This window comes from Vibrio chanodichtyis (assembly GCF_028863985.1).
GTDB lineage: Bacteria > Pseudomonadota > Gammaproteobacteria > Enterobacterales > Vibrionaceae > Vibrio > Vibrio chanodichtyis.
Genome location: NZ_JARBFT010000004.1, coordinates 49,164 through 70,073 on the forward strand (window position 1 = coordinate 49,164; position 20,910 = coordinate 70,073).

Below are 20,910 nucleotides of genomic sequence, written 5' to 3' on the forward strand. Positions count from 1 at the left end.
AGTCCAGTCAGTTATGATTATCACTGGATGAGCTCGGCCGGATTAATTTGCGTGCGGCGGGTGATTAAGCATGAAGTGCCAGTTCGACACTTCATCAAATCGCTTATAGCTGTTTATGCATCACATCGCCAATTTGAATGCTGTAAGCAAGTTCAGGCTGATCAATAGTCACTTCCGCTTCATGCTCATAGACGCGAGAGACGGTTAAGCTAATCTCACTTTGAGTCACTTTATTACGCGGTAATCCTTGCTGATCAATAAAGGCACCAGTATGCCACAGGCTAAGTTTATCTCCGGTCTGCACCCCGTGGATCCGTCCGAGATCAATAGTGGCAGTGCTACCAAACTTAGCAATAATTTGCGGTAAGGTTATTTTGCAGGAAATTTCAGATTCCAGATCAAGCATGATATTGCGGCTAACACGCAGCATCATTTCACCATAGGTCGATGCCCAGAAGCGCGCACTGCGCGTATCAATTTGGCTGGTTTTAGGAAATGGCCAGCGCGCTACCTCACGGTAAGTACGGCTCATCACTTCATTACCGGTTTTGCCATCAAATACACTCAGTTGCATGGCAAACTGGCGATTGATGATGTCATCTTGCAAGGTTTTCTGCTCGATGGTGGCGGTTAAATCATTGATCACTCCACCAATAATGTATTGTGCACCGGCATCTTGAGCGATCATCTTGATCCGATCTGGCGCTTTAGGGTCAATATCGTATTGGGTGGTGCCAACGGAAACAAAACTGCGAGACTCTTGTTCTAAGCGGCGATTGATCACTTGCGCAAAATCATCGCCGACTTGATAAATTTGTCCCATTACCGCTTGTTGGGGTGAGGCGAGATCAATATTGCCGATCAGCATGGTTTTTTTGTATTGCTCAATATGGCAAGCGTTTGCCGATGGGTAAATATCAATTCGAGCACGGACATACATCACGTTTTTGATGGTTTTGCGCTCTTCTATCTGGATATAGCGCACTTCATGATTGGAGAATAAATACTCTTTACGTTCTGATTCTAAAAGCGGCATTAAATTGCTGATACTGCCAATATCTGCCCCGGCAAAATTTACCGCCTTATACAGTGCATCTTCTAATGCGTGTAAACGCGCCACCTCTTTGGAAGAGACGATGGCGGCAGAGCCTGTCACCTCATACCATGCAGCATAGGCAGGTTGTAGATAAAGGCTTAGCCAAAGCATTGAAATTATGCATAAAATATTTTTTTTCATCGTAACTTCCCAAGTGGGTATAAATTTTGCTTTTCAAATCCTAACTGATGTAGGCATTGCTGTTCTGAATAATACCGATTGAGAAAAGCAAGGAGCGTTCCAGTTTAATCGAGTGAGAGGCTGAAATGCGCGCCATAGTATATCTGGAGATGAATAAAATGAAAAAATGGCTTTCCTTAGTACCGGTAGTTTTATTAACTTCGTGTGCCTATGCCCCAGTTTATAACGGCAAAGAGCCATACAATGGTTCACAGTTTATGTTGATGGAGAGTCCACGCCATACCTTGGATTTCTTTGTTGAGAGCTTGACCGAAGATTTGATGCTCTCCAATACCAGCATCACCGCTCGTACCCCGATTGCCGTAACTTCATTTGTCGATTTACAAAATATGGATACCACCAACTGGTTGGGTAATTCGGTTTCTGAAGGGTTTATTCATCAATTTCAGCGACGTGGATTTAAAGTGGTTGATTTTAAAACCACCGGCTCGATCCAAGTGACCCAGCAAGGTGATTTTGCCTTTAGCCGCGATTGGAAAGATCTGTCCCAAGAGCAAGAAGTGCAATATGTGCTCACCGGAACCATGCTCCGACAAGAAGGAGGGGTAATGGTTAATGCGCGTGTAGTCGGGATGCAATCGCGAATTGTGGTGGCAACAGCACAAGGCTTTTTGCCGGCAGATCGGATTGGGCGAGACTTAGATACTCTCAATAGTATTCGCACTCAAGATGGTGTGTTGATCCGCTCTGATCCCACCATTACTCAACCTTATACGGTTATTCTGCGTCCATAGGAGCTGAGCAATGAAATCGAGTCTATTTCTGCTGATCGCAGTGGTGATGATGGTGGGATGCCAACCGTTGCAAACCATGCGTCCTGACGATTGGTTAAGTGCGGTTGGCTATGCCAGCATTAGTGAGCAAAAAGGTCGCAATGATGAAGAGAAACAAGTGCGAGCGATGCGTGCTTCAAAAATCGATGCATACCGTGAACTGGCAGAACAAGTATATGGCATGCGAGTCAGTGGCCGTGCTGAGTTACAAGATCAGCGGCTCGGCACTGAATTGACTGCTGGAGCAGTGGATGGGGTGATCCGTGGGGCGGAAGTGATCCGCAGTTATAAAGTCGGTGACAGCTATGTGACTGAACTGCGTCTCGACATCCGTAAGATGGATAAGATGCGCAATTATGGTGAAGTCCAACAGGTTCCAGAAAAGCGTCAAATGACCTTGTTTTAAACGGCACTCTTGCGTTAATCCCATCAAAAAAGCGGCAATGATTGCCGCTTTTGCTTTATCTGTTCTCTTGACTTACCACGCTGGATTGATCACTTTGTGGCGAGGGATATTAGGCTTTGATATTGGTGCCTAATGTTGAAATCGTGTGGGTTTTACCGGTAGCACTATAAGTCATCCCGATTTTGCCATGGCTTTGCTGCATCATATTATTCAGCTTATTAAAGCTCAGCTGTGCGCGAGCCAAAGCATCACCATTAATTTGGTTCGCTTGTTGGCAATCAAGAATAATACGGCGGATTTCACTGACCAAGTCGCTGAGATAAACATCTTCAGTCAGGCTCACGACATGTGGATGCTTAGCAATGCGTTGATCAGTTTGTTGTAATTGATTGATCAAGGTGAGTTTGTGTTTCGCGATCGATTCGATATCAGTAGAAATTCGACGGGTAATCGCAATCTTTTCCGTTTCGAGAACCACTACTAATTGCTGGGCATTTTTCAGTTGAAACTCGATTAAGTCTTTTAATACCGCCATTACCAGATTGCCTGTGAGTTACATCATCGATCATATCGTGGATCAGAAAAACGTTTATTAAAGCGTAAGGCTAAACTTTTAGGCTTAAAAATGATGCCATTTTTTAAAAGCCATTAAATGGTTTTAAAAACTGCCGAGCTCTTTTTCAAATTTGATCATGTTATCTGCCAGTTTATCTGGATCCACTACATAGGAACCATTGGCGATCGCTTCTTTGATGGCGGCAACTTTAGCGCTATCAAAACTGGGTCTAGATGCCATCTCATGGTGCATTTCACCAATCGCTTTGCTTTGTAAGCTAAGCGATACCGCATCTTGCCCACTGGCCGATGAGCGCAAGGTTGCACCGGATTGTGATGACGAGCTGCTGGCATCTGAAGAGCGCAGATTGGTACGGTTGGTCGTATTTAACGACTGTCCTGCGCGAATGTTATCAATACCTGCCATAGATGAGCCTTTTCCATAAACTTTAATATGTACCATCAGTATCGACCATAGCGGTCAGAACTTTAGCGTTTTTTCACTCAATCAGCGCCTCAATGATATGGTGCTTGTTGGTTAACGGATGTGATCCATCAAAATACCACGCTAACTTCGCCCACTGCGCTGACTTGGGCATCGATTATACGGTTAGATTTGTCGTTTTTCACTTTTATCTGTTCGCCGACCACCCCATCTGCTAGCGCCGTGCCTTTAGTTGTGATCGACATACCAGATTTTCCTGCTCGAATCACAACGCTTTCATTACGACACACAATACAAACATCATTTTGTTCAATCACATCGCCTAGGCGAATATTTTTTTTGATTTTTGCACCAATCACGTTTTCTGGATTGGAAAAACCTTGCCGCCGGAAACGCAGCAGATCTACCATACTGACAGTGACATCGGAGGCGGCAATCATTTGTCCGCGGGTCAGTGGAGTGGCGGCGATGACCAATGGAATGGTCATAGTTAAACGGACGGGCACATAAATGCGCCAATTATCGCTTTTGCATTCAACCAATACGGTGATATTAGCCGACGATCCCTTGCTTGAAGAGGCATGGGTAGTGAGTGGTTCAGCACAATCGGTTGCGAATAAGCGATCATCTAAGTTGGCAGCATTTACCACTAACTCCCCGTTAGAGGGCATATCAACGGTGTTCAACACATGATTTTCCGCCGCTTGCCTGATGGCTAACAGTTGTTCAATGGTTGCAGAATTGGCCGCTAGACTAAAGAAAAACAGTAGCAAGCCGATACAGCTATAAAATATTGCATAGAAAGCTCTACACTTAGTTATGAAATGTGAATGGATATCGATCTTCGGCAGCATTTTTGTTTCTCTAGATTCTTCATAGCTTGTAGTAGACTATCACTTTTTTTGGGTAAAGGTTTAAGATGGAGATGAGCTCATGACGGGTATTCTGGATTCTGTGAATCAGCGTACACAACTGGTCGGGCAAAACCGATTAGAACTATTAACTTTCCGTCTGAACGGTCGTCAACGTTATGGCATTAACGTTTTCAAAGTAAAAGAAGTCTTGCAATGCCCTCGATTGACCGTGATGCCTAATTTACACCGTTTGGTGAAAGGGGTGGCGCATATCCGTGGTCAAACGGTTTCGGTGATTGATCTGAGTTTGGCGATCGGTGGTCGTCCAACGGTCGATGTGGCGAAAAGTTTTGTGGTGATTGCGGAATTTAACCGTACCATCCAAGCATTCTTGGTTAGCTCAGTTGAGCGTATTATCAATATGCGTTGGGAAGCGATTTTGCCTCCGCCGGATGGTTCGGGTAAAGCTAACTATCTTACCGCGGTCACTAATATCGATAATGAGCTGGTGGAAATTATTGATGTAGAAAAGATCTTGGCGGAAATCGCGCCGGTTAATGAAGCGATGACCCAAGATATTGGCCAAGAAATCGCTGAAGTGGAACAGGAAAAACCGATCGTACGCCGGATCTTGATTGCGGATGATTCGAGTGTGGCACGTAAGCAGGTTCAGCGCGCGATAGAATCGATCGGCTTTGAAGTGATCTCCACCAAAGATGGTAAAGATGCTTACGAAAAACTGTTGGAAATGAGCAGTAATGGTCCGATCCTCAGTCAAATCTCGCTGGTCATTTCAGATATTGAAATGCCGGAAATGGATGGCTATACCTTGACCGCTGAAATTCGTCGTCATAATGAGCTGAAAGATCTCTATGTCATTTTGCACTCTTCATTGAGTGGGGTGTTCAACCAAGCTATGGTTGAGAGAGTCGGGGCTAATGCATTTATTGCGAAATTTAATCCTGATGAGCTTGGTAATGCAGTGAAAGCTGCGCTAGTTAAATAATAAAGAGAAATGAATGACCGCCATAACGATTAGCGACCAAGAGTATCGCGACTTTTGCCGATTTTTAGAATCTCAGTGCGGGATCGTGCTGGGTGACAGTAAGCAATATTTGGTACGAAGTCGTCTTAGTCCACTGGTCACCAAATTCAAGTTAGCTTCATTGTCTGATTTGCTGCGCGATGTGGTGAGTGGACGCAACCGCGACCTGCGAGTCGCGGCGGTCGATGCGATGACCACTAATGAGACCTTATGGTTTCGAGATGGCTACCCATTTACGGTATTAGCCGATAAATTGCTGCCGGAAATGGCGGCCAATAAACGACCGATCAAAATCTGGTCTGCAGCCAGTTCATCTGGCCAAGAGCCGTATTCGATGGCGATGACCATTTTGGAAGTGCAGCAAAAACGGCCGGGCTTGCTACCGAGCGTATCGATTACCGCGACCGATATTTCGACCAATATGCTGGATATGTGCCGCGCGGGTATTTATGACAATTTAGCGCTAGGGCGTGGTTTATCACCAGAGCGGCGGCGAGTCTTTTTCGAAGATACCAACGATGGCCGTATGAAGGTCAAAGATAACGTAAAACGATTGGTGAATTTCCGAGCGCAAAATTTAATGGAAAGTTATGCACTGTTGGGTAAATTTGACATTATTTTTTGCCGTAACGTACTGATTTATTTCTCGCCAGAGATGAAGTCAAAAGTACTCAATCAGATGGCGGCGAGCTTAAATCCTGGCGGTTATTTGCTACTGGGCGCTTCGGAGTCTCTGACTGGTTTGACGGATAAATTTGAGATGGTGCGCTGTAACCCCGGAATTATCTACAAGCTCAAATAATCAATCGTTAATCGCTCATTTGGCCCAGCATGCGCTGGGCTTTTTTGTATTTAAAGCCAAGCGATGAGTACGATGATCAGCAATATGACTTGGCGTTCACGGCGCGCGACTGAATGGTTCTCGCTGAGTTTGGCCTAGAGTTTGCTTGCTCATCGGAAATTATGTGGTTGGTCGGTCACCACTGATGGACATCGGTGAGCGGTTTTCCGTGAATGCTTTAAAGTTGGTACGCTAATTGCAGATAATCTGATTCATAACGGTCAGTTCTTATCGAAGAGGCAATATGGCTATTTCTTTTGGCAATGCTCTAGGCATTCACCAGCATACGGTGGGCGTGCGTGAGCGCAATTCTGAGCTAATGGCCACCAATATTGCGCAGGCCAATACGCCGGGCTTTAAAGCTAAGGGAATGGATTTCAAAAAAGCGTTGCAGGCGGCAAGCTCGGGGGCAAGTATCAACCTTAGCCGTACCGATGGTCGGCATATTCCTGCCTCTTCGACGATGAGTGGGGAAATTCTTTACCGCTTACCGACACAACCTGATACCGGTGATGGCAATACGGTCGATGTCGATTTAGAGCGTAATTTATTTATGCAAAACCAAATTCGTCATCAAGCATCATTGGATTTTCTTGGTAATAAATTCAAGAATTTAACCAAATCGATTAAGGGGGAGTAGTGAGATGAGCTTATTTAGCGTGTTTAACGTCACAGGATCTGCGATGAGTGCCGAAGCGGTACGTCTCAATACTACCTCTAGCAACCTGGCCAATGCCGATAGTATTAGCAGCTCTGCCAAAGAGACTTATAAAGCTCGCCATGCGGTATTTGGTGCCGAGCTAAGTAAAGCGGGTTTCAAGCGTGATCCTAACGTGCCGGTTAAGGTGCTGGGGATCATCGAGAGTGATAAACCGCTGGTGGCTGAATTCAATCCTGAGCATCCGTTAGCCAATGATGAAGGGTATATCTACAAGCCTAACGTCAATGTCATGGAGGAGATGGCAAACATGATTTCAGCGTCTCGCTCTTATCAAACTAACGTGCAGGTGGCCGATGCCAGTAAACAAATGCTGCTGCGTACGCTGCAGATGGGTCAATAAGGGTAAGGAGTTAACGTATGGCCGGAATCAATAATGTTGGTCAAAGCGGCTTGTCCTATATTGATCAGCTAAAAGCTCTACAAGAGCAGAAAAAATCTGATGAAACGACTGGGCAGAAAGCCCTCAAGCAAGAAGATTTTCTTTCTCTGCTAACCAAGCAGTTAGCTCAGCAAGATCCGTTTAAACCGGTTGGCAATGATCAAATGATTGCTCAGATGGCTTCGTTTGCCACGGTAGATGGGATTGGCAAGATGAACACTCAGTTTGAGAGTCTCAACTCGTCACTGACCTCTAACCAAGCGTTGCAAGCGTCATCACTGGTTGGACGTGATGTACTAGTGCCCGGTGCGGCAGGTATGAAAAGTGCTGAGGGTGGCATGGCGGCAATGGTTAAGTTGCCGCAATCTCTCGATAACTTGTTCATCCGGATTGAGAATGAAGCGGGTCAATTAGTACGCACCTTTGATGTCGGAGCCAAATCAGCTGGTGATAACCGGGTTGAATGGGATGGCAAAGATCAGAGCGGTAATCCATTGCCAAGCGGCAAATATAAAGTTAAAGCGTCGGGTTTGCTGGATGGAGCGAGTAAAGAGTTTGGTGTCTCCACCTATGCGAACGTCAACAGCGTGTTATTAGGTAAAGGCGATGGCAACGTTCTACTCAACCTCGCCGGTTTTGATGGCCCAGTTCGACTGGCTGAAGTCCTCGAAGTAGGCAAAGCGTGATAGCGCTAGCTAGATAGATAGGAGAATTACTTATGTCATATATCTCTCTTAGTGGTTTATCCGCCGCGCAGATGGATCTCAATACCACCAGTAATAACATCGCCAACGCCAACACCTTTGGTTTTAAAGAGTCGCGTGCCGAATTTGGTGATGTCTATTCCACCTCGCTGTTTACCAATGCCAAGACTACCCCTGGACAAGGTGTGCAAGCCTCCAAAGTGGCACAACAGTTTCACGAAGGCTCGAGTATTTACACCAATAATCCAATGGATTTGCGTATCTCTGGTACCGGTTTTTTTGCGGTCGCGAAAGATCGTCTAGTGCCACAGCAAAATGAATTGACCCGTAATGGCGCATTTCATCTAGACAAAAACAGTTACATGGTTACCGCCAATGATCAGTTTTTGCTCGGTTATGAAGTGAATCCAGATACTGGTGATGTGCTCTCTTATGAGACTAAACCGATCAATATTCCGCCTCAGTTTGGTAAACCCAAACAGACCTCGAATATCGAATTAGGGGCTAACTTACCGGCTAACGGCGATCTTAAAGATCCCACCCTGTTTGATCCCACCGATCCAGAAACCTATAACCGGACCACTTCATCGACGATTTATGATTCAATGGGGCAACCCTATAAGCTGACCACTTATTACTTGAAAGATATGAATCAAGCTAATACGTGGCAAACGTACTACACGGTGACCGATAAAAGCGGTGAAAAACCGATTAATATCGTCGGTGGTGATGCGACAAGCCCTAGCGGCCATGTTGGGCACACCATGCGTTTTAACAATGATGGTACGTTGGCGAGCTTAAATAATGGTCAGCCGATTGTGAGTGAACCTCTAGGCAGTGGTGAAAATCCAGTTGACTTAAATGGTGCCGATCCAACGCAAGTCTTATCGTTCAAATTGGATACCGCAACGCAATTTGCCGCGCCCTTTGAGTTGACTAAATTTGATCAAGATGGCGCAACGACTGGCTTTCTGACCAAAATTGATTTTGACGAAAATGGTAGCGTACTGGCCACCTACTCAAATGGTGTGAATACCACTTTAGGCCGTGTCGCCTTGGTGCGGGTGGCCAATGAGCAAGGACTGGACAAAAAAGGTGGCACCCAGTGGGATGCGACGCAGTTCTCTGGTGCTAAAATTTGGGGTGAATCCAACAAAGGTTCGTTTGGATCGATCAGTAATGGCTCATTAGAGCAGTCCAACATTGATATGACTCAAGAGCTGGTTGATTTGATTTCTGCCCAGCGTAACTTCCAAGCCAACTCACGCGCATTGGAAGTACATAACGGGCTACAGCAAAATATCCTACAGATCCGCTAATCGTTCTCAACCCCATTTTGCCGCGGCAAAGTGGGGTTGCCTCTTTGCCCTTATCGGGCGGCAATCGCCGCGATTGCTCTGCTCCAAACCGCTATCTTCCTGATCTATAAATTATAAATAATTGGCATGTTATTTGCTTTGTATGCTCTAACTTACGATTTGGGAGCAGATTATGGACCGCGCATTGTTTTTAGCCATGAGTGGCGCAAAGCAAAATATGCAGGCGATGCAGTTACGAGCCAACAACCTTGCTAACGTTAGCACCACCGGTTTTCGTGCCGATTTAGCACAAGCTCGCTCAATGCAAGCTTACGGTGATGGGCTCCCAACTCGTGTATTTAGCATGACAGAGCGCCCTGGGCATAACTTTGCCCAAGGCAGTGTGATCACCACTGGGCGTGATTTAGATGTGACCATTCAAGGGCAAGGCTGGATTTCAGTGCTGGATAAAACCGGTAAAGAAGGACTGACTCGCAACGGTAATTTGCGCATCGATGAAACCGGCTTATTGCTCAATGGCAATGGACATCCGGTATTAGGCGAAACTGGTGCCCCGATTTCATTACCCGTACCGCTCAACAAAGTACAAATTGGTAGCGATGGTACGATTTCAGTCCGTCCACAAGGTGCGCCAGCAGATGCAATGGAAGTGGTGGATCGGATCAAACTGGTGCGCATCAATGATCAGGCACTGTTTAAAGATATCAATGGTTTGTTTCGTGCCACCGATCCCAATACTCAATTTGAAGCCGATGCCAGCGTGAAAATTCTGACCGGTGCGCTCGAAGGTAGCAATGTCAATGCGATCGGTGAAATGACCAGCCTGATCGATTTGCAGCGTCAGTTTGAAATGCAGGTCAAGATGATGAGCACCGCAGAAGAGATGGATAAATCTTCTGATTCACTGCTTCGTACCAGCTAATTTAAGTTAGGAGCCAAAGTATGCAACCTGCACTGTGGGTCAGTAAGACCGGCTTAGATGCCCAACAAACCAATATTGCCACGATCTCCAATAACCTCGCCAACGCCTCGACCGTAGGCTTTAAAAAAGGGCGTGCGGTATTTGAAGATCTGTTTTACCAAAACATTAACCAGCCAGGCGCACAATCTTCGCAAAACACTCGTTTGCCGAGTGGTTTGATGCTTGGGGCGGGTTCTAAGGTGGTGGCAACCCAAAAGGTGCACACCCATGGTAATGCGCAAACCACATCCAACAGTTTGGACATGATGATTGAGGGCGATGGCTTTTTCCAAATCTTGATGCCGGATGGCAACATCGCTTATAGCCGCAATGGTCAGTTCACACTGGATGATGAAGGCGCGATCGTCACCTCCGGTGCCGGTTATCGTTTACAACCGGAAATCGTCATCCCAGAAGAGGCGATTTCGATCACCATTGGTAACGATGGTGAAGTTTCGGTCCGCGTACGTGGGCAGCAAGATAACCAAGTGCTTGGCCAAATTACCACGGTGGATTTTATTAACCCCGGTGGCTTAGAGCCGATTGGACAAAACCTTTATTTACCAACCGGCGCCAGTGGTGAGCCACAAGAAGGCGTGCCGGGATTAGATGGTTTGGGCGATATTCGTCAATCAATGTTGGAAACCTCCAATGTCAACGTCACCGAAGAGTTGGTCAACATGATTGAAGCGCAGCGAGTGTACGAGATGAACTCAAAAGTGATCTCAGCCGTCGATAAGATGATGAGTTTTGTTAACCAACAACTGTAATAGCTGATTGAAAGAGGCCCGCGATGAAACGTCTACTCGCTGTAAGCTTATTGATTTTGCTTTCTGGCTGCAGCTTAATTCAAGCGCCGATTGAGTCGTCTGAAACCATTCAAGGCACCACCACGGTGGATGCAGTGGAAGGCGATAAATCCGAAAGCAGCTCAGGCTTAACCGATGCACTGCGTAACCGCACCGATCCTGTCGCGGGCGATCCTGCATGGGCACCGATTTATCCCAAAGCGAAACCGGAGCACTATGCAGCCGAAACCGGATCTTTGTTTAATTTAGCCCGATCCAACAGTTTGTACGATGATTCAAAACCGCGCGGGATTGGTGACATTATTACCGTTAATTTGAATGAAAGTACCAAAGCGGCGAAAAGTGCTGATGCGGATCTGAAAAAGAAAAATGATGCATCAATGGATCCACTTGCCGTCGGTGGCAGAGATTTAACCATTGGTGATTACAATTTTTCTTATGCGCTGAAAAATGATAATAAATTTTCAGGTAGTGCAGCGGCCAATCAAAGTAACAGCATGTCTGGTTCGATTACCGTTGAAGTGATTGAAGTGCTTGCTAACGGTAACCTAGTGATCCGTGGGGAAAAATGGCTCACGTTGAACACCGGCGATGAATATATCCGCTTAAGTGGCACCATTCGTCCGGACGATATTGAATTTGATAATACGATTGCCTCTAACCGAATTTCTAACGCGCGGATCCAATATTCGGGTACCGGAACCAATCAAGATATGCAAGAACCTGGATTCTTGGCACGATTTTTTAATGTGTCTTTATAAGTCGCGCCGCTGGACGAGTTTTTTGACAGCATAATGCACGGTGAGGCCTTAGGGCCTCATTGTTGTTTTTAAGAGTAAGGTTATCCGCCATGAAAAAATATACGATTTTATTGATGTTGCTGCTGGCTACCAGCGTACAAGCGGCACGGATCAAGGATGTCGCACAGGTTGCCGGGGTACGTAACAACCAACTGGTCGGATACGGCTTGGTCACCGGTTTGCCGGGCACGGGAGAGTCCACACCCTTTACCGATCAAAGCTTTAACGCGATGCTGCAAAATTTCGGCATTCAATTGCCACCCGGTACTAAGCCTAAAACCAAAAATGTTGCCGCGGTGATTGTGACGGCCGATTTGCCAGCTTTTTCCAAACAAGGGCAAACCATTGATATCACCGTCTCCTCGATTGGCTCCGCCAAGAGTTTACGCGGTGGTACCTTGATGCAAACCTTCCTCAAAGGTTTGGATGGGCAAGTATACGCCGTGGCGCAAGGTAATTTAGTGGTCAGTGGTTTTAGTGCCTCAGGTGCGGATGGCTCTAAAATCGTCGGTAATAACCCAACCGTGGGCATGATTTCCAGTGGTGCGATTGTTGAGCGTGAAATCCCTAATCCATTTGGCCGCGGCGATTACATCACCTTTAACCTATTTGAGTCCGATTTCACAACGGCGCAGCGGTTAGCGGATGCCGTGAACCAATTTTTGGGGCCACAGATGGCTTCAGCGGTGGATGCCGCTTCGATCAAAGTGCGCGCGCCGCGTGATTTGAGCCAACGGGTGGCGTTTCTCTCCGCGATTGAGAATTTGGAATTTAATCCCGCCGAGAGTGCGGCGAAAATTATCGTTAACTCACGCACCGGCACCATAGTGGTTGGGCAAAATGTGCGCCTTAAGTCGGCTGCGGTGACCCACGGTGGTATGACCGTGGCGATTAAAGAAAATCTTAATGTGAGTCAGCCCAATGCCTTGGCAGGTGGCCAGACGGTAGTGGTGCCAAATACTGAAATCGAAGTCACCGAAAAACAAGGTAAAATGTTTAAGCTTGAGCCGGGACTGACACTGGATGATCTAGTCCGTGCAGTCAATGAAGTCGGCGCAGCTCCTTCCGATTTAATGGCGATTTTACAAGCGTTAAAGCAAGCCGGTGCGATTGAAGGTCAGTTGATCATTATTTAAGGATCCCATCATGATTAATAATTCCAATGATATTGGCTTTATTCACGATATCGCGAGTCTGGATAAATTACGCCAACAGGCGGTGAATGGCGATCAAGCCGCTGAGCAATCGGCGTTAACGGCGGCAGCTCGCCAGTTTGAATCCATTTTCACTTCGATGATGCTGAAATCAATGCGTGAAGCGAACAGCGATTTTAAATCGGATCTGTTCGGTAGCCAGAATGAAGATTTGTATCAGCAAATGCTTGATGAGCAGATGGCAAGCGAGCTGAGTTCATCTGGCTCACTGGGCTTGGCTGATATGATTGTCGCTCAGCTCTCGGCAGGGCAAAGCGCGAGCGCTCAACGCGGTGAAGATGGCTTTCAGCAAGCCATGCGTCGTGTGGAGCACGCCCGGCAAACCGCCAGTGCCGCGCGTGATGAGCTGCAGGTGGCGCAGGTTGATCGATTGGATAAAACGCAAGTTGCCGAATTAAGCCCCAGCGATAGTCGCCAGTCATTTGTGACTAAACTGAAACCTTATGCCGATAAAGCGGCTCGGGTGCTTGGGGTGGATTCTTCGCTACTGATTGCGCAAGCGGCATTAGAAACCGGCTGGGGGCAAAAAATGGTCAAAAACGCCCGCGGTAATAGCAATAATCTGTTTAACATCAAGGCCGATCGTAGTTGGCAAGGTGATAAAGTCGCTACGCAAACCTTGGAATATCACAATCAGATCCCAGTGATGGAGAAAGCGGCTTTTCGCTCTTATCCCAGTTTGGATGCCAGCTTTAATGACTATGTGCGTTTTCTGGAAAGTAACCCACGTTACAGCCAAGCGCTGGCTCATGGCGGCAATAATGAGCGTTTTATTCACGGTATTCATCGTGCAGGCTATGCGACCGATCCTCAATATGCCGATAAAGTACTGCGTGTTAAAGCTCAAATCGATGATATGGATTTGCTATAACTCGCCGGTCGGAACGGTTTCGGCGGCGCTGCTTTATTATCCTTCCCTTCTCAATCACCACTAGTGGTGGTGATTGTTCCCCAGCTTTAAAACATTTCCATGCTGTGCTGATGCCCATCGCTTATTTAGGGTTGATTTTAAACATAAGCTACTATTTTTATTAGATTAAATCCCACGTTGTTAAACTGGCATACATATTGCTAATACTGTTTAGATTCAGTGATTTTTACTGATTAATATCGGTTTTCGGGGGCAGTATGGCGTCTGATCTTCTGAATGTGGGTACGCAAAGCGTACTGACCGCTCAGAGACAACTCAATACCACAGGTCATAACATTTCTAATGTTAATACAGAGGGTTACAGCCGTCAGTCTGTACTCCAAGGGACCAATATGCCCCGCCAATATGGCGGTGAAACTTATGGTATGGGCGTACATGTGGAAAATGTTCGCCGCTCATGGGATCAGTTTGCCGTTAAAGAGCTGAACATGGCCTCGACCAACCATGCCTTCAAAAGCGATACTCAGCAAAACTTAGATATGTTATCGAATTTGTTATCATCGGTGGCATCGAAAAAAATTCCTGAAAACCTCAATGAATGGTTTGATTCGGTAAAAAGCTTGGCCGATTCCCCGAATGATTTGGGCAGCCGTAAAGTGGTATTGGAAAAAGCGCGGCTGATTTCGCAAAACCTGAATGACTTTCATGAAACGGTTCGTCAGCAAAAAGACATCACCAACAAAGGATTAGAAGTGGGCGTTGAGCGGATCAACCAGCTTGCTCTCGAAATTCGTGATTTACAGCGTTTAATGATGCGTGTTCCCGGTCCACATAACGATCTGATGGATAAGCATGAAAAAATGGTCGCCGAGTTGTCGCAATACACCAAAGTGACCGTGACGCCAAGAAAACAGGGTGAAGGTTTTAATATTCATATCGGCAATGGGCATACCCTAGTTTCTGGTACTGAAGCGAGCCAACTGAAAGTCATTGATGGTTTTCCGGACACTCAACAGCATCGTTTAGCCATGGTGGAAGGGCAGGCGCTCAAACCGATTTCAGCGCGTGATATCGGCGGCAAAATGGAAGCCATTTTGGAGATGCGTGATGAGCACATTCCTTATCTGATGGACGAAATCGGTCGATTAGCACTCTCATTTTCCTATGAAGTGAACAGCATACAAGCTCAAGGCTTGGATTTGCGCGGCAACATTGGTGAGCCTCTATTTAGTGGAGTTAACTCAGAGATCAGTGCTCGAGCTCGGGTGGTGACCAGCAGTGACTCGCGTGCCGACATGGCGGTGTTTATCGAGGATGTTAGCCAACTGAAAGGCGGCGAATACTCAATGCAATATAACGGTAGCGACTTTGTCGTGACCTTGCCTTCCGGTGAACAAACGGTATTGCCGCTGGTCAAAGACAGCCTATATCTTGATGGCTTGCGGGTTGAAGTGCGTAATCCTCCGCAAATTGGCGAGCGAATTTTAGTGCGTCCAACCCGCGATGGCGCGGCGGCCATTCGCTTAGCGACCGAAGATGCGACAAAAATTGCCGCCCAAAGCTTTGCGGCATCGACCACCTTTGCCCACGGCAAAGCACAGTTTAATATTCTGCAGAGCGGTGAGATGCGCGAATTTGAGGTAATTGTTTCACCGACCGGTGATCAGTTTGCGGTTACCGACACCAAAGGCAATCTTTTATTGCAGCCACAACCTTATCCACCGACTGAGCCAGTAACGCTGCTGGGTACTACCTTTGAGTTGACCGCAGGCGCTTTGCCCAATGATAAATTCACTGCCAACCTAGTTCCATCGGAAGGTGATAACGGCAACTTGCGCAAAATGTACAATATTCAAACCGCGAAGCGGATGAATGATCACGAATCGACCATTATCGATCTGTACCATAACCTCAATACGGATGTGGGGCTAAAATTGGCTACCATGACCCGTTTAACCGATGTGGCAAATTTAGAAAAAGAGGCGGCACAATCGCGTATCGCTTCTATTTCCGGGGTTAATCTTGATGAAGAAGCGGCCAATATGATGAAGTTTCAGCAAGCCTATATGGCGTCATCACGCATCATTCAGGCTTCCAATGACACCTTTAACACCATTTTGGCATTGCGATAGGGGGCTAGGTACATGTTGAATCGGATCTCTAGCTTTCACAACTATCAAGCGGTTCAGAACGATATTCGTCGTCAGGAATCGAAAGTTTTCAATAATCAGGCGCAATTGGCCTCGGGCAAGAAACTGCTTTCAGCCAGTGATAATCCGCTGGCAACCCATTACATCCAAAATGTCGGTCAGCAAGAAGAGCAGTTACGTCAGTATCTAGATGCTATCGTGCTAGTGCGTAACCGCTTAGAGCATCAAGAGGTGATTATCTCCAATACTGAAGAGTTTACCGACTCGGCTAAGCGTAACGTGATGGAGATGATTAATGGTTCATTATCACCCGAAGATCGTGTGGCACGCGCGCGAGTGTTACAGGAAATGGCCAATAATTTTCTAAACTTAGCCAATGTACAGGATGAATCGGGTAACTATATTTTTGCCGGAACCAAACCGAAAAATCAGCCCTTTTTCCGTGATAATCAAGGTAACGTCAGTTACACCGGTGATGATTATCAGCGCAAAATGAAGATCTCCAATAGCTTGGAAATTCCGTTTAACAATCCAGGCAGTCACGTATTTATGGAGATCCCCAATCCCTTTGGCAGCTATCAACCCAATTATGCTTTGCAAGAGGGATCCGAGCTGCTGTTAGAGCGTGCGATTAACCGTGATCCTGCTGACAGCTCAGTGTACCAAGTCACTTTCGTCGAGATGGCGCAAGGTCAACACGGTTATCAATTAGAGCGTGATGGCAGCGTGGTGCAAGCGGGTGAATTTGATCCGCAACATGGTATTCAGTTTGAAGATCTCCATATTCAGTTTAAAGGGCAGATCACCAAAGGCGACAGCATTGCGCTGAATCCGCGCAGCACTTTTAGCGTGTTTGATACGTTTCGTGATGCAATCCGTTATGCCAAGGGTTCGGTTTCGGATGCCTCCAATACCGCTCAATTGCATCAAGTAGTTGAAGAGTTTCATACCGCGTTTATTCATCTGAATAAAACCAGAACCGATCTCGGCGCTCGACTCAGTACGCTGGATATTCAGGCTGAGCAACATGAAGATTTTAAAATTAGCCTCGCTAAATCGAAAAGCGCATTTGAAGATTTAGATTATGCCCATGCCGTGATTGACTTTAATCAGAATTCACGAGCGTTGGAGGCTTCGCAAAAAGCATTTGGTAAAACCAAAGATCTCACCTTGTTTAATTATATCTAACACCGTTTAACGGTCGCTAACCTTCAATGCCTTATGTGCTTTAGCCATATGTGCGAAGTGAGTGAAGTTAAAGCAGTGCAGTAAAAAAACAGTGAAGTGAAAAAGTGGCGCGAAAACGGCTTTGTCATCAGCCTGATGAAAAGTTGCTTGGGCCAATCAAAGCGGCAAGTGAGCGGCAAAAAAGTGTTTCCAGAAGGATAAGTGGCTGATTTAAGGTGGTTGCTTAAATCGGTGCTTATGTTTAACTAATTGAAATTTAATTATTTTTGTCTGAAATATTGATTGGTTAAAAAGTTGGCACACTAATTGAATAAGATACAGCAGTTGTTGTAACCGGTTTTTAAATCCGCCGTTAGGCAGATTTGGCAAGTTATTTACGGTCAGTGCTTCCAAGAGAGACCCAAGCTGACCGCTTCGCAAATGAGCTTGCGAACTCGATAGGAGAGCAAACTATGACCATTAACGTAAATACCAACGTGTCGGCAATGACCGCACAACGTTACCTGACGAAAGCGACTGGAGATCTCAATACCTCCATGGAACGTCTATCATCCGGTAATCGTATTAACAGTGCCAAAGATGACGCGGCAGGCTTACAGATTTCAAACCGTTTAACGGCGCAATCTCGTGGCTTGGATGTGGCAATGCGTAACGCCAACGATGGTATTTCGATTGCTCAAACCGCAGAAGGTGCGATGAATGAATCGACCAGTATTTTGCAACGTATTCGTGACTTAGCATTGCAGTCAGCCAATGGCACCAACTCCGCTTCTGAGCGTCAAGCGCTCAATGAGGAGTCGACTGCACTGCAGGATGAGTTAAACCGTATCGCTGAAACGACCTCATTCGGTGGTCGTAAATTGCTGAATGGCTCGTTTGGCGAGGCTTCTTTCCAAATCGGTTCTAGCTCAGGTGAAGCGATCATTATGGGACTGAGCAGTGTACGTGCGGATGATTTCCGCATGGGCGGCCAGACCTTTATCGCCGAGCAAGCTAAAACCAAAGAGTGGGGCGTGCCGACCGATCTTTTCGATCTCAAGTTTGAGTTTACCAAGAAAGATGGTGAGGTCGTGGCGTTGGACATCATCGCCAAAGAGGGCGATGACATTGAAGAATTGGCGACGTATATCAATGGCCAAACAGATTTGATCAAAGCCTCGGTTGATCAAGATGGCAAATTACAACTTTTTGTGGCCGAGCCCAATATTGAAGGTGATTTGACCATTTCTGGTGGTTTAGCCACTGAACTCGGTCTCAATGGTGGCCCTGGTACTAATGTTACCGTGCAAAATATTGATATTACTACCGTCGGTGGTTCACAAAATGCGGTGGGCATTATCGATGCAGCGCTGAAATATGTCGATTCACAGCGTGCGGATCTCGGTGCCAAGCAGAACCGACTCAGTCACAGTATCAGTAACTTATCCAATATTCAGGAGAATGTGGAAGCTTCGAAAAGTCGGATTAAAGATACCGATTTTGCTAAGGAGACCACGCAACTGACTAAATCTCAAATTCTGCAACAGGCGGGAACCTCGATTCTGGCCCAAGCAAAACAGTTGCCAAACTCTGCCATTTCGTTATTGCAGTAGTTTTGAGGACCTTCATTAATCAGCTCAGACGTGGGTATATAATGAAGGGACTTTGGCAAGGCATGGTTATGCGACGTTAGCTGAGCTCTCTCACTTACTGCTCAATTCGCGTAACATAATTATGTCCCCTTAATGGTTAGCCTAGATGTGTTCATTTCTCTTGATCTCCACATTGGCGATGGCGACCAGCAAATAGCCCCCGTTCTCTCAAAGGAAAGGGGCTTTTTCTTTTCGGTTTTTCACGCACTGCCCACCACTGATCTTACTCTGTCCCCTGATTTTCCTTACCCTCGGCCATTTGGTGTAAAACTTGAGCTTTTTTGGATGAGATCTATCCAATTTGAGGCTTGCCTCTCAGATTGAATGAATATCAACTGATTTACGCTCAAAATTTATCTTTTTACTAAAGGATTGATTTCGCTAGTCGCTAATAGAAGTAACTTTGAGAGAACTGCTTGGTTTACCGAGACGTCGGAAACCGTTTGGGAGTTCCGCTATGCCGGAAAATCAACAGGAGATATTACTATGGCTGTGAATGTAAACACCAATGTGTCAGCGATGACAGCTCAACGCTACTTGAGCAGTGCAACTAACGCACAACAGGCGTCGATGGAACGTCTATCATCAGGATACAAAATTAACAGCGCCAAAGATGATGCTGCTGGGATGCAGATCTCTAACCGTTTGAATGTACAAAGCCGAGGCTTAGATGTTGCTGTGCGTAACGCCAACGATGGTATTTCGATGGCGCAAACCGCAGAAGGTGCGATGAATGAGACCACCAATATTCTGCAACGTATGCGTGATCTCTCTTTGCAATCAGCCAATGGTTCGAACTCAAAATCAGAGCGTGTCGCGATTCAAGAAGAAGTGACTGCACTGAATGATGAGCTGAACCGGATTGCGGAAACCACCTCTTTTGGCGGTAATAAACTGCTCAATGGCTCTTTTGCTACTAAATCTTTCCAGATTGGTGCGGATAGCGGCGAAGCGGTAATGCTCAATATCAAAGATATGCGCAGCGATAACACCTTGATGGGTGGTAAAGCTTATGAAGCAGCCAATGGCAAAGAGAAAAGCTGGGGAGTTGAAGAGGGTAAAAATGAGCTTGCCATTACTCTGACCGATAAACGTGAAGGTGAGAAGACTATCACTATCACCGCTAAACAAGGCGATGATATTGAAGAGCTGGCGACGTATATCAACGGTCAAACTGATATGATCAAAGCATCAGTGGATGAAGCGGGTAAATTACAATTATTCACTGATAACAACAAAATTGACGGTGAGGTCACCTTTGGCGGTACCCTAGCCGCTGAATTAGAGATTGGTGCAGCGAAAGATTTGACTGTCAATACGCTTGATGTGACCACTGTCGGTGGTGCGCAAGAGAGTGTGGCGGTGGTTGATGCGGCGTTGAAATACGTTGATAGCCATCGAGCGGAATTGGGTGCTTTCCAAAACCGTTTCGGACATGCGATCAATAACTTAGATAACATTAACGAAAATGTGAATGCTTCTAAGAGCCGGATCAAAGATACCGATTTTGCCAAAGAAACGACAGCACTGACGAAATCACAAATTCTTTCTCAAGCATCCAGTTCAGTACTGGCTCAAGCGAAGCAAGCACCCAACTCAGCACTAGCACTGTTAGGCTAATTTGAGTGGTGGTAACTTTGATAGCAAAAAACCCAGCATTGGCTGGGTTTTTTATTGGCATAATCTTTGTAATCTATCTTTTTACTCTTTACTGCGATTGATGCTAAGCCAATAATCTGCAGCCAAGAGAGCTAGCAAAGAGGGAGCTACTCAAACGCCATTAATCAAGCGCTATCAACCCTCAAGGCGCAAGCACTAAAGAATATAAAGTGCAGATAAAACAAAACCTAGCCGAAGCTAGGTTTTGTTTATATGGTGCGGAAGAAGAGACTTGAACTCTTACACCTTGCGGCGCCAGAACCTAAATCTGGTGCGTCTACCAATTTC

General features: G+C 46.2%; 21 protein-coding genes. 17 read left to right on the forward strand and 4 right to left on the reverse strand.

All coding sequences use genetic code 11. The features are described 5' to 3' along the window. Positions 1–103 precede the first annotated feature (103 nt). Positions 104–1,237 (reverse strand): flagellar assembly protein FlgT, encoded by a 1,134-nt coding sequence (locus PUN32_RS05475; RefSeq protein ID WP_274722149.1) that lies wholly within the window; start codon positions 1,235–1,237, stop codon positions 104–106. 158 nt (positions 1,238–1,395) lie between these two features. Here PUN32_RS05475 and PUN32_RS05480 point away from each other — a divergent pair, with 158 nt between their 5' ends. Beyond that, positions 1,396–2,031 (forward strand): FlgO family outer membrane protein, encoded by a 636-nt coding sequence (locus PUN32_RS05480; RefSeq protein ID WP_166013447.1) that lies wholly within the window; start codon positions 1,396–1,398, stop codon positions 2,029–2,031. 10 nt (positions 2,032–2,041) lie between these two features. Then, entirely contained in the window at positions 2,042–2,476 is a 435-nt protein-coding gene (gene flgP, locus PUN32_RS05485) for a flagellar assembly lipoprotein FlgP (RefSeq protein ID WP_166013446.1), read from the forward strand. A 109-nt stretch (positions 2,477–2,585) separates the two neighbouring features. On the opposite strand, the gene PUN32_RS05490 is transcribed toward flgP, so the two are convergent. The 3 genes from PUN32_RS05490 to flgA all read right to left on the reverse strand — a co-directional run bounded on the left by PUN32_RS05490 (position 2,586) and on the right by flgA (position 4,330). After that, the gene (locus tag PUN32_RS05490; protein WP_274722150.1) at positions 2,586–3,011 is read right to left on the reverse strand and encodes a flagella synthesis protein FlgN; all 426 of its coding nucleotides are present in this window, start codon (positions 3,009–3,011) and stop codon (positions 2,586–2,588) included. Between the two features lie 123 nt (positions 3,012–3,134). Then, positions 3,135–3,458 carry a flagellar biosynthesis anti-sigma factor FlgM gene (flgM, locus tag PUN32_RS05495; protein ID WP_274722151.1) on the reverse strand — a complete coding sequence of 108 codons (324 nt, stop codon included), beginning with the start codon at positions 3,456–3,458 and terminating at the stop codon, positions 3,135–3,137. Positions 3,459–3,586: 128 nt separating this feature from the next. Beyond that, positions 3,587–4,330 (reverse strand): flagellar basal body P-ring formation chaperone FlgA, encoded by a 744-nt coding sequence (gene flgA, locus PUN32_RS05500; protein WP_274722152.1) that lies wholly within the window; start codon positions 4,328–4,330, stop codon positions 3,587–3,589. Between the two features lie 79 nt (positions 4,331–4,409). On the opposite strand from flgA, the gene PUN32_RS05505 reads away from it, so the two are divergent. The 15 genes from PUN32_RS05505 (at position 4,410) to PUN32_RS05575 (ending at position 20,583) form a co-directional block, all read left to right on the forward strand. Beyond that, a complete protein-coding gene (locus PUN32_RS05505) occupies positions 4,410–5,336 on the forward strand; it encodes a chemotaxis protein CheV (protein WP_274722153.1) in 927 nt (308 codons plus the stop codon). Between the two features lie 13 nt (positions 5,337–5,349). Further along, positions 5,350–6,177, forward strand: a complete 828-nt coding sequence (locus PUN32_RS05510) for a protein-glutamate O-methyltransferase (RefSeq protein ID WP_274722154.1) — start codon at positions 5,350–5,352, stop codon at positions 6,175–6,177. 283 nt (positions 6,178–6,460) lie between these two features. Next, positions 6,461–6,856, forward strand: a complete 396-nt coding sequence (gene flgB, locus PUN32_RS05515) for a flagellar basal body rod protein FlgB (RefSeq protein WP_166013440.1) — start codon at positions 6,461–6,463, stop codon at positions 6,854–6,856. Positions 6,857–6,860: 4 nt separating this feature from the next. Beyond that, positions 6,861–7,277, forward strand: coding sequence for a flagellar basal body rod protein FlgC (flgC, locus tag PUN32_RS05520; RefSeq protein ID WP_274722155.1), 417 nt, complete (start codon positions 6,861–6,863; stop codon positions 7,275–7,277). 17 nt (positions 7,278–7,294) lie between these two features. After that, entirely contained in the window at positions 7,295–8,002 is a 708-nt protein-coding gene (flgD, locus tag PUN32_RS05525; RefSeq protein ID WP_166013438.1) for a flagellar hook assembly protein FlgD, read from the forward strand. Positions 8,003–8,034: 32 nt separating this feature from the next. Beyond that, the gene (gene flgE / locus PUN32_RS05530; RefSeq protein WP_274722156.1) at positions 8,035–9,339 is read left to right on the forward strand and encodes a flagellar hook protein FlgE; all 1,305 of its coding nucleotides are present in this window, start codon (positions 8,035–8,037) and stop codon (positions 9,337–9,339) included. 172 nt (positions 9,340–9,511) lie between these two features. Then, positions 9,512–10,261, forward strand: coding sequence for a flagellar basal-body rod protein FlgF (gene flgF / locus PUN32_RS05535; protein WP_274722157.1), 750 nt, complete (start codon positions 9,512–9,514; stop codon positions 10,259–10,261). 20 nt (positions 10,262–10,281) lie between these two features. Continuing rightward, positions 10,282–11,070, forward strand: a complete 789-nt coding sequence (gene flgG / locus PUN32_RS05540; RefSeq protein WP_166013435.1) for a flagellar basal-body rod protein FlgG — start codon at positions 10,282–10,284, stop codon at positions 11,068–11,070. 23 nt (positions 11,071–11,093) lie between these two features. Beyond that, a complete protein-coding gene (gene flgH, locus PUN32_RS05545) occupies positions 11,094–11,870 on the forward strand; it encodes a flagellar basal body L-ring protein FlgH (protein ID WP_166013434.1) in 777 nt (258 codons plus the stop codon). A gap of 89 nt (positions 11,871–11,959) precedes the next feature. Continuing rightward, entirely contained in the window at positions 11,960–13,045 is a 1,086-nt protein-coding gene (locus PUN32_RS05550) for a flagellar basal body P-ring protein FlgI (protein WP_274722158.1), read from the forward strand. Between the two features lie 10 nt (positions 13,046–13,055). After that, positions 13,056–13,994, forward strand: a complete 939-nt coding sequence (gene flgJ / locus PUN32_RS05555) for a flagellar assembly peptidoglycan hydrolase FlgJ (RefSeq protein ID WP_274722159.1) — start codon at positions 13,056–13,058, stop codon at positions 13,992–13,994. Positions 13,995–14,251: 257 nt separating this feature from the next. Continuing rightward, positions 14,252–16,126 carry a flagellar hook-associated protein FlgK gene (gene flgK / locus PUN32_RS05560; RefSeq protein ID WP_274722160.1) on the forward strand — a complete coding sequence of 625 codons (1,875 nt, stop codon included), beginning with the start codon at positions 14,252–14,254 and terminating at the stop codon, positions 16,124–16,126. Between the two features lie 12 nt (positions 16,127–16,138). Next, positions 16,139–17,332, forward strand: coding sequence for a flagellar hook-associated protein FlgL (gene flgL, locus PUN32_RS05565; protein WP_274722161.1), 1,194 nt, complete (start codon positions 16,139–16,141; stop codon positions 17,330–17,332). Positions 17,333–17,784: 452 nt separating this feature from the next. After that, complete coding sequence (locus PUN32_RS05570; RefSeq protein ID WP_274722162.1) at positions 17,785–18,924, forward strand: flagellin; 1,140 nt, start codon at positions 17,785–17,787, stop codon at positions 18,922–18,924. A gap of 525 nt (positions 18,925–19,449) precedes the next feature. Continuing rightward, positions 19,450–20,583 (forward strand): flagellin, encoded by a 1,134-nt coding sequence (locus PUN32_RS05575; RefSeq protein ID WP_274722163.1) that lies wholly within the window; start codon positions 19,450–19,452, stop codon positions 20,581–20,583. Positions 20,584–20,910 lie beyond the last annotated feature (327 nt).

Coding starts and splice junctions, on each gene's coding strand:
- PUN32_RS05475 (WP_274722149.1), bottom strand. CDS start 1,237: ATGAAAAAAAATATTTTATGCATAATTTCAATGCTTTGGCTAAGCCTT.
- PUN32_RS05480 (WP_166013447.1), top strand. CDS start 1,396: ATGAAAAAATGGCTTTCCTTAGTACCGGTAGTTTTATTAACTTCGTGT.
- flgP (WP_166013446.1), top strand. CDS start 2,042: ATGAAATCGAGTCTATTTCTGCTGATCGCAGTGGTGATGATGGTGGGA.
- PUN32_RS05490 (WP_274722150.1), bottom strand. CDS start 3,011: ATGGCGGTATTAAAAGACTTAATCGAGTTTCAACTGAAAAATGCCCAG.
- flgM (WP_274722151.1), bottom strand. CDS start 3,458: ATGGCAGGTATTGATAACATTCGCGCAGGACAGTCGTTAAATACGACC.
- flgA (WP_274722152.1), bottom strand. CDS start 4,330: ATGCTGCCGAAGATCGATATCCATTCACATTTCATAACTAAGTGTAGA.
- PUN32_RS05505 (WP_274722153.1), top strand. CDS start 4,410: ATGACGGGTATTCTGGATTCTGTGAATCAGCGTACACAACTGGTCGGG.
- PUN32_RS05510 (WP_274722154.1), top strand. CDS start 5,350: ATGACCGCCATAACGATTAGCGACCAAGAGTATCGCGACTTTTGCCGA.
- flgB (WP_166013440.1), top strand. CDS start 6,461: ATGGCTATTTCTTTTGGCAATGCTCTAGGCATTCACCAGCATACGGTG.
- flgC (WP_274722155.1), top strand. CDS start 6,861: ATGAGCTTATTTAGCGTGTTTAACGTCACAGGATCTGCGATGAGTGCC.
- flgD (WP_166013438.1), top strand. CDS start 7,295: ATGGCCGGAATCAATAATGTTGGTCAAAGCGGCTTGTCCTATATTGAT.
- flgE (WP_274722156.1), top strand. CDS start 8,035: ATGTCATATATCTCTCTTAGTGGTTTATCCGCCGCGCAGATGGATCTC.
- flgF (WP_274722157.1), top strand. CDS start 9,512: ATGGACCGCGCATTGTTTTTAGCCATGAGTGGCGCAAAGCAAAATATG.
- flgG (WP_166013435.1), top strand. CDS start 10,282: ATGCAACCTGCACTGTGGGTCAGTAAGACCGGCTTAGATGCCCAACAA.
- flgH (WP_166013434.1), top strand. CDS start 11,094: ATGAAACGTCTACTCGCTGTAAGCTTATTGATTTTGCTTTCTGGCTGC.
- PUN32_RS05550 (WP_274722158.1), top strand. CDS start 11,960: ATGAAAAAATATACGATTTTATTGATGTTGCTGCTGGCTACCAGCGTA.
- flgJ (WP_274722159.1), top strand. CDS start 13,056: ATGATTAATAATTCCAATGATATTGGCTTTATTCACGATATCGCGAGT.
- flgK (WP_274722160.1), top strand. CDS start 14,252: ATGGCGTCTGATCTTCTGAATGTGGGTACGCAAAGCGTACTGACCGCT.
- flgL (WP_274722161.1), top strand. CDS start 16,139: ATGTTGAATCGGATCTCTAGCTTTCACAACTATCAAGCGGTTCAGAAC.
- PUN32_RS05570 (WP_274722162.1), top strand. CDS start 17,785: ATGACCATTAACGTAAATACCAACGTGTCGGCAATGACCGCACAACGT.
- PUN32_RS05575 (WP_274722163.1), top strand. CDS start 19,450: ATGGCTGTGAATGTAAACACCAATGTGTCAGCGATGACAGCTCAACGC.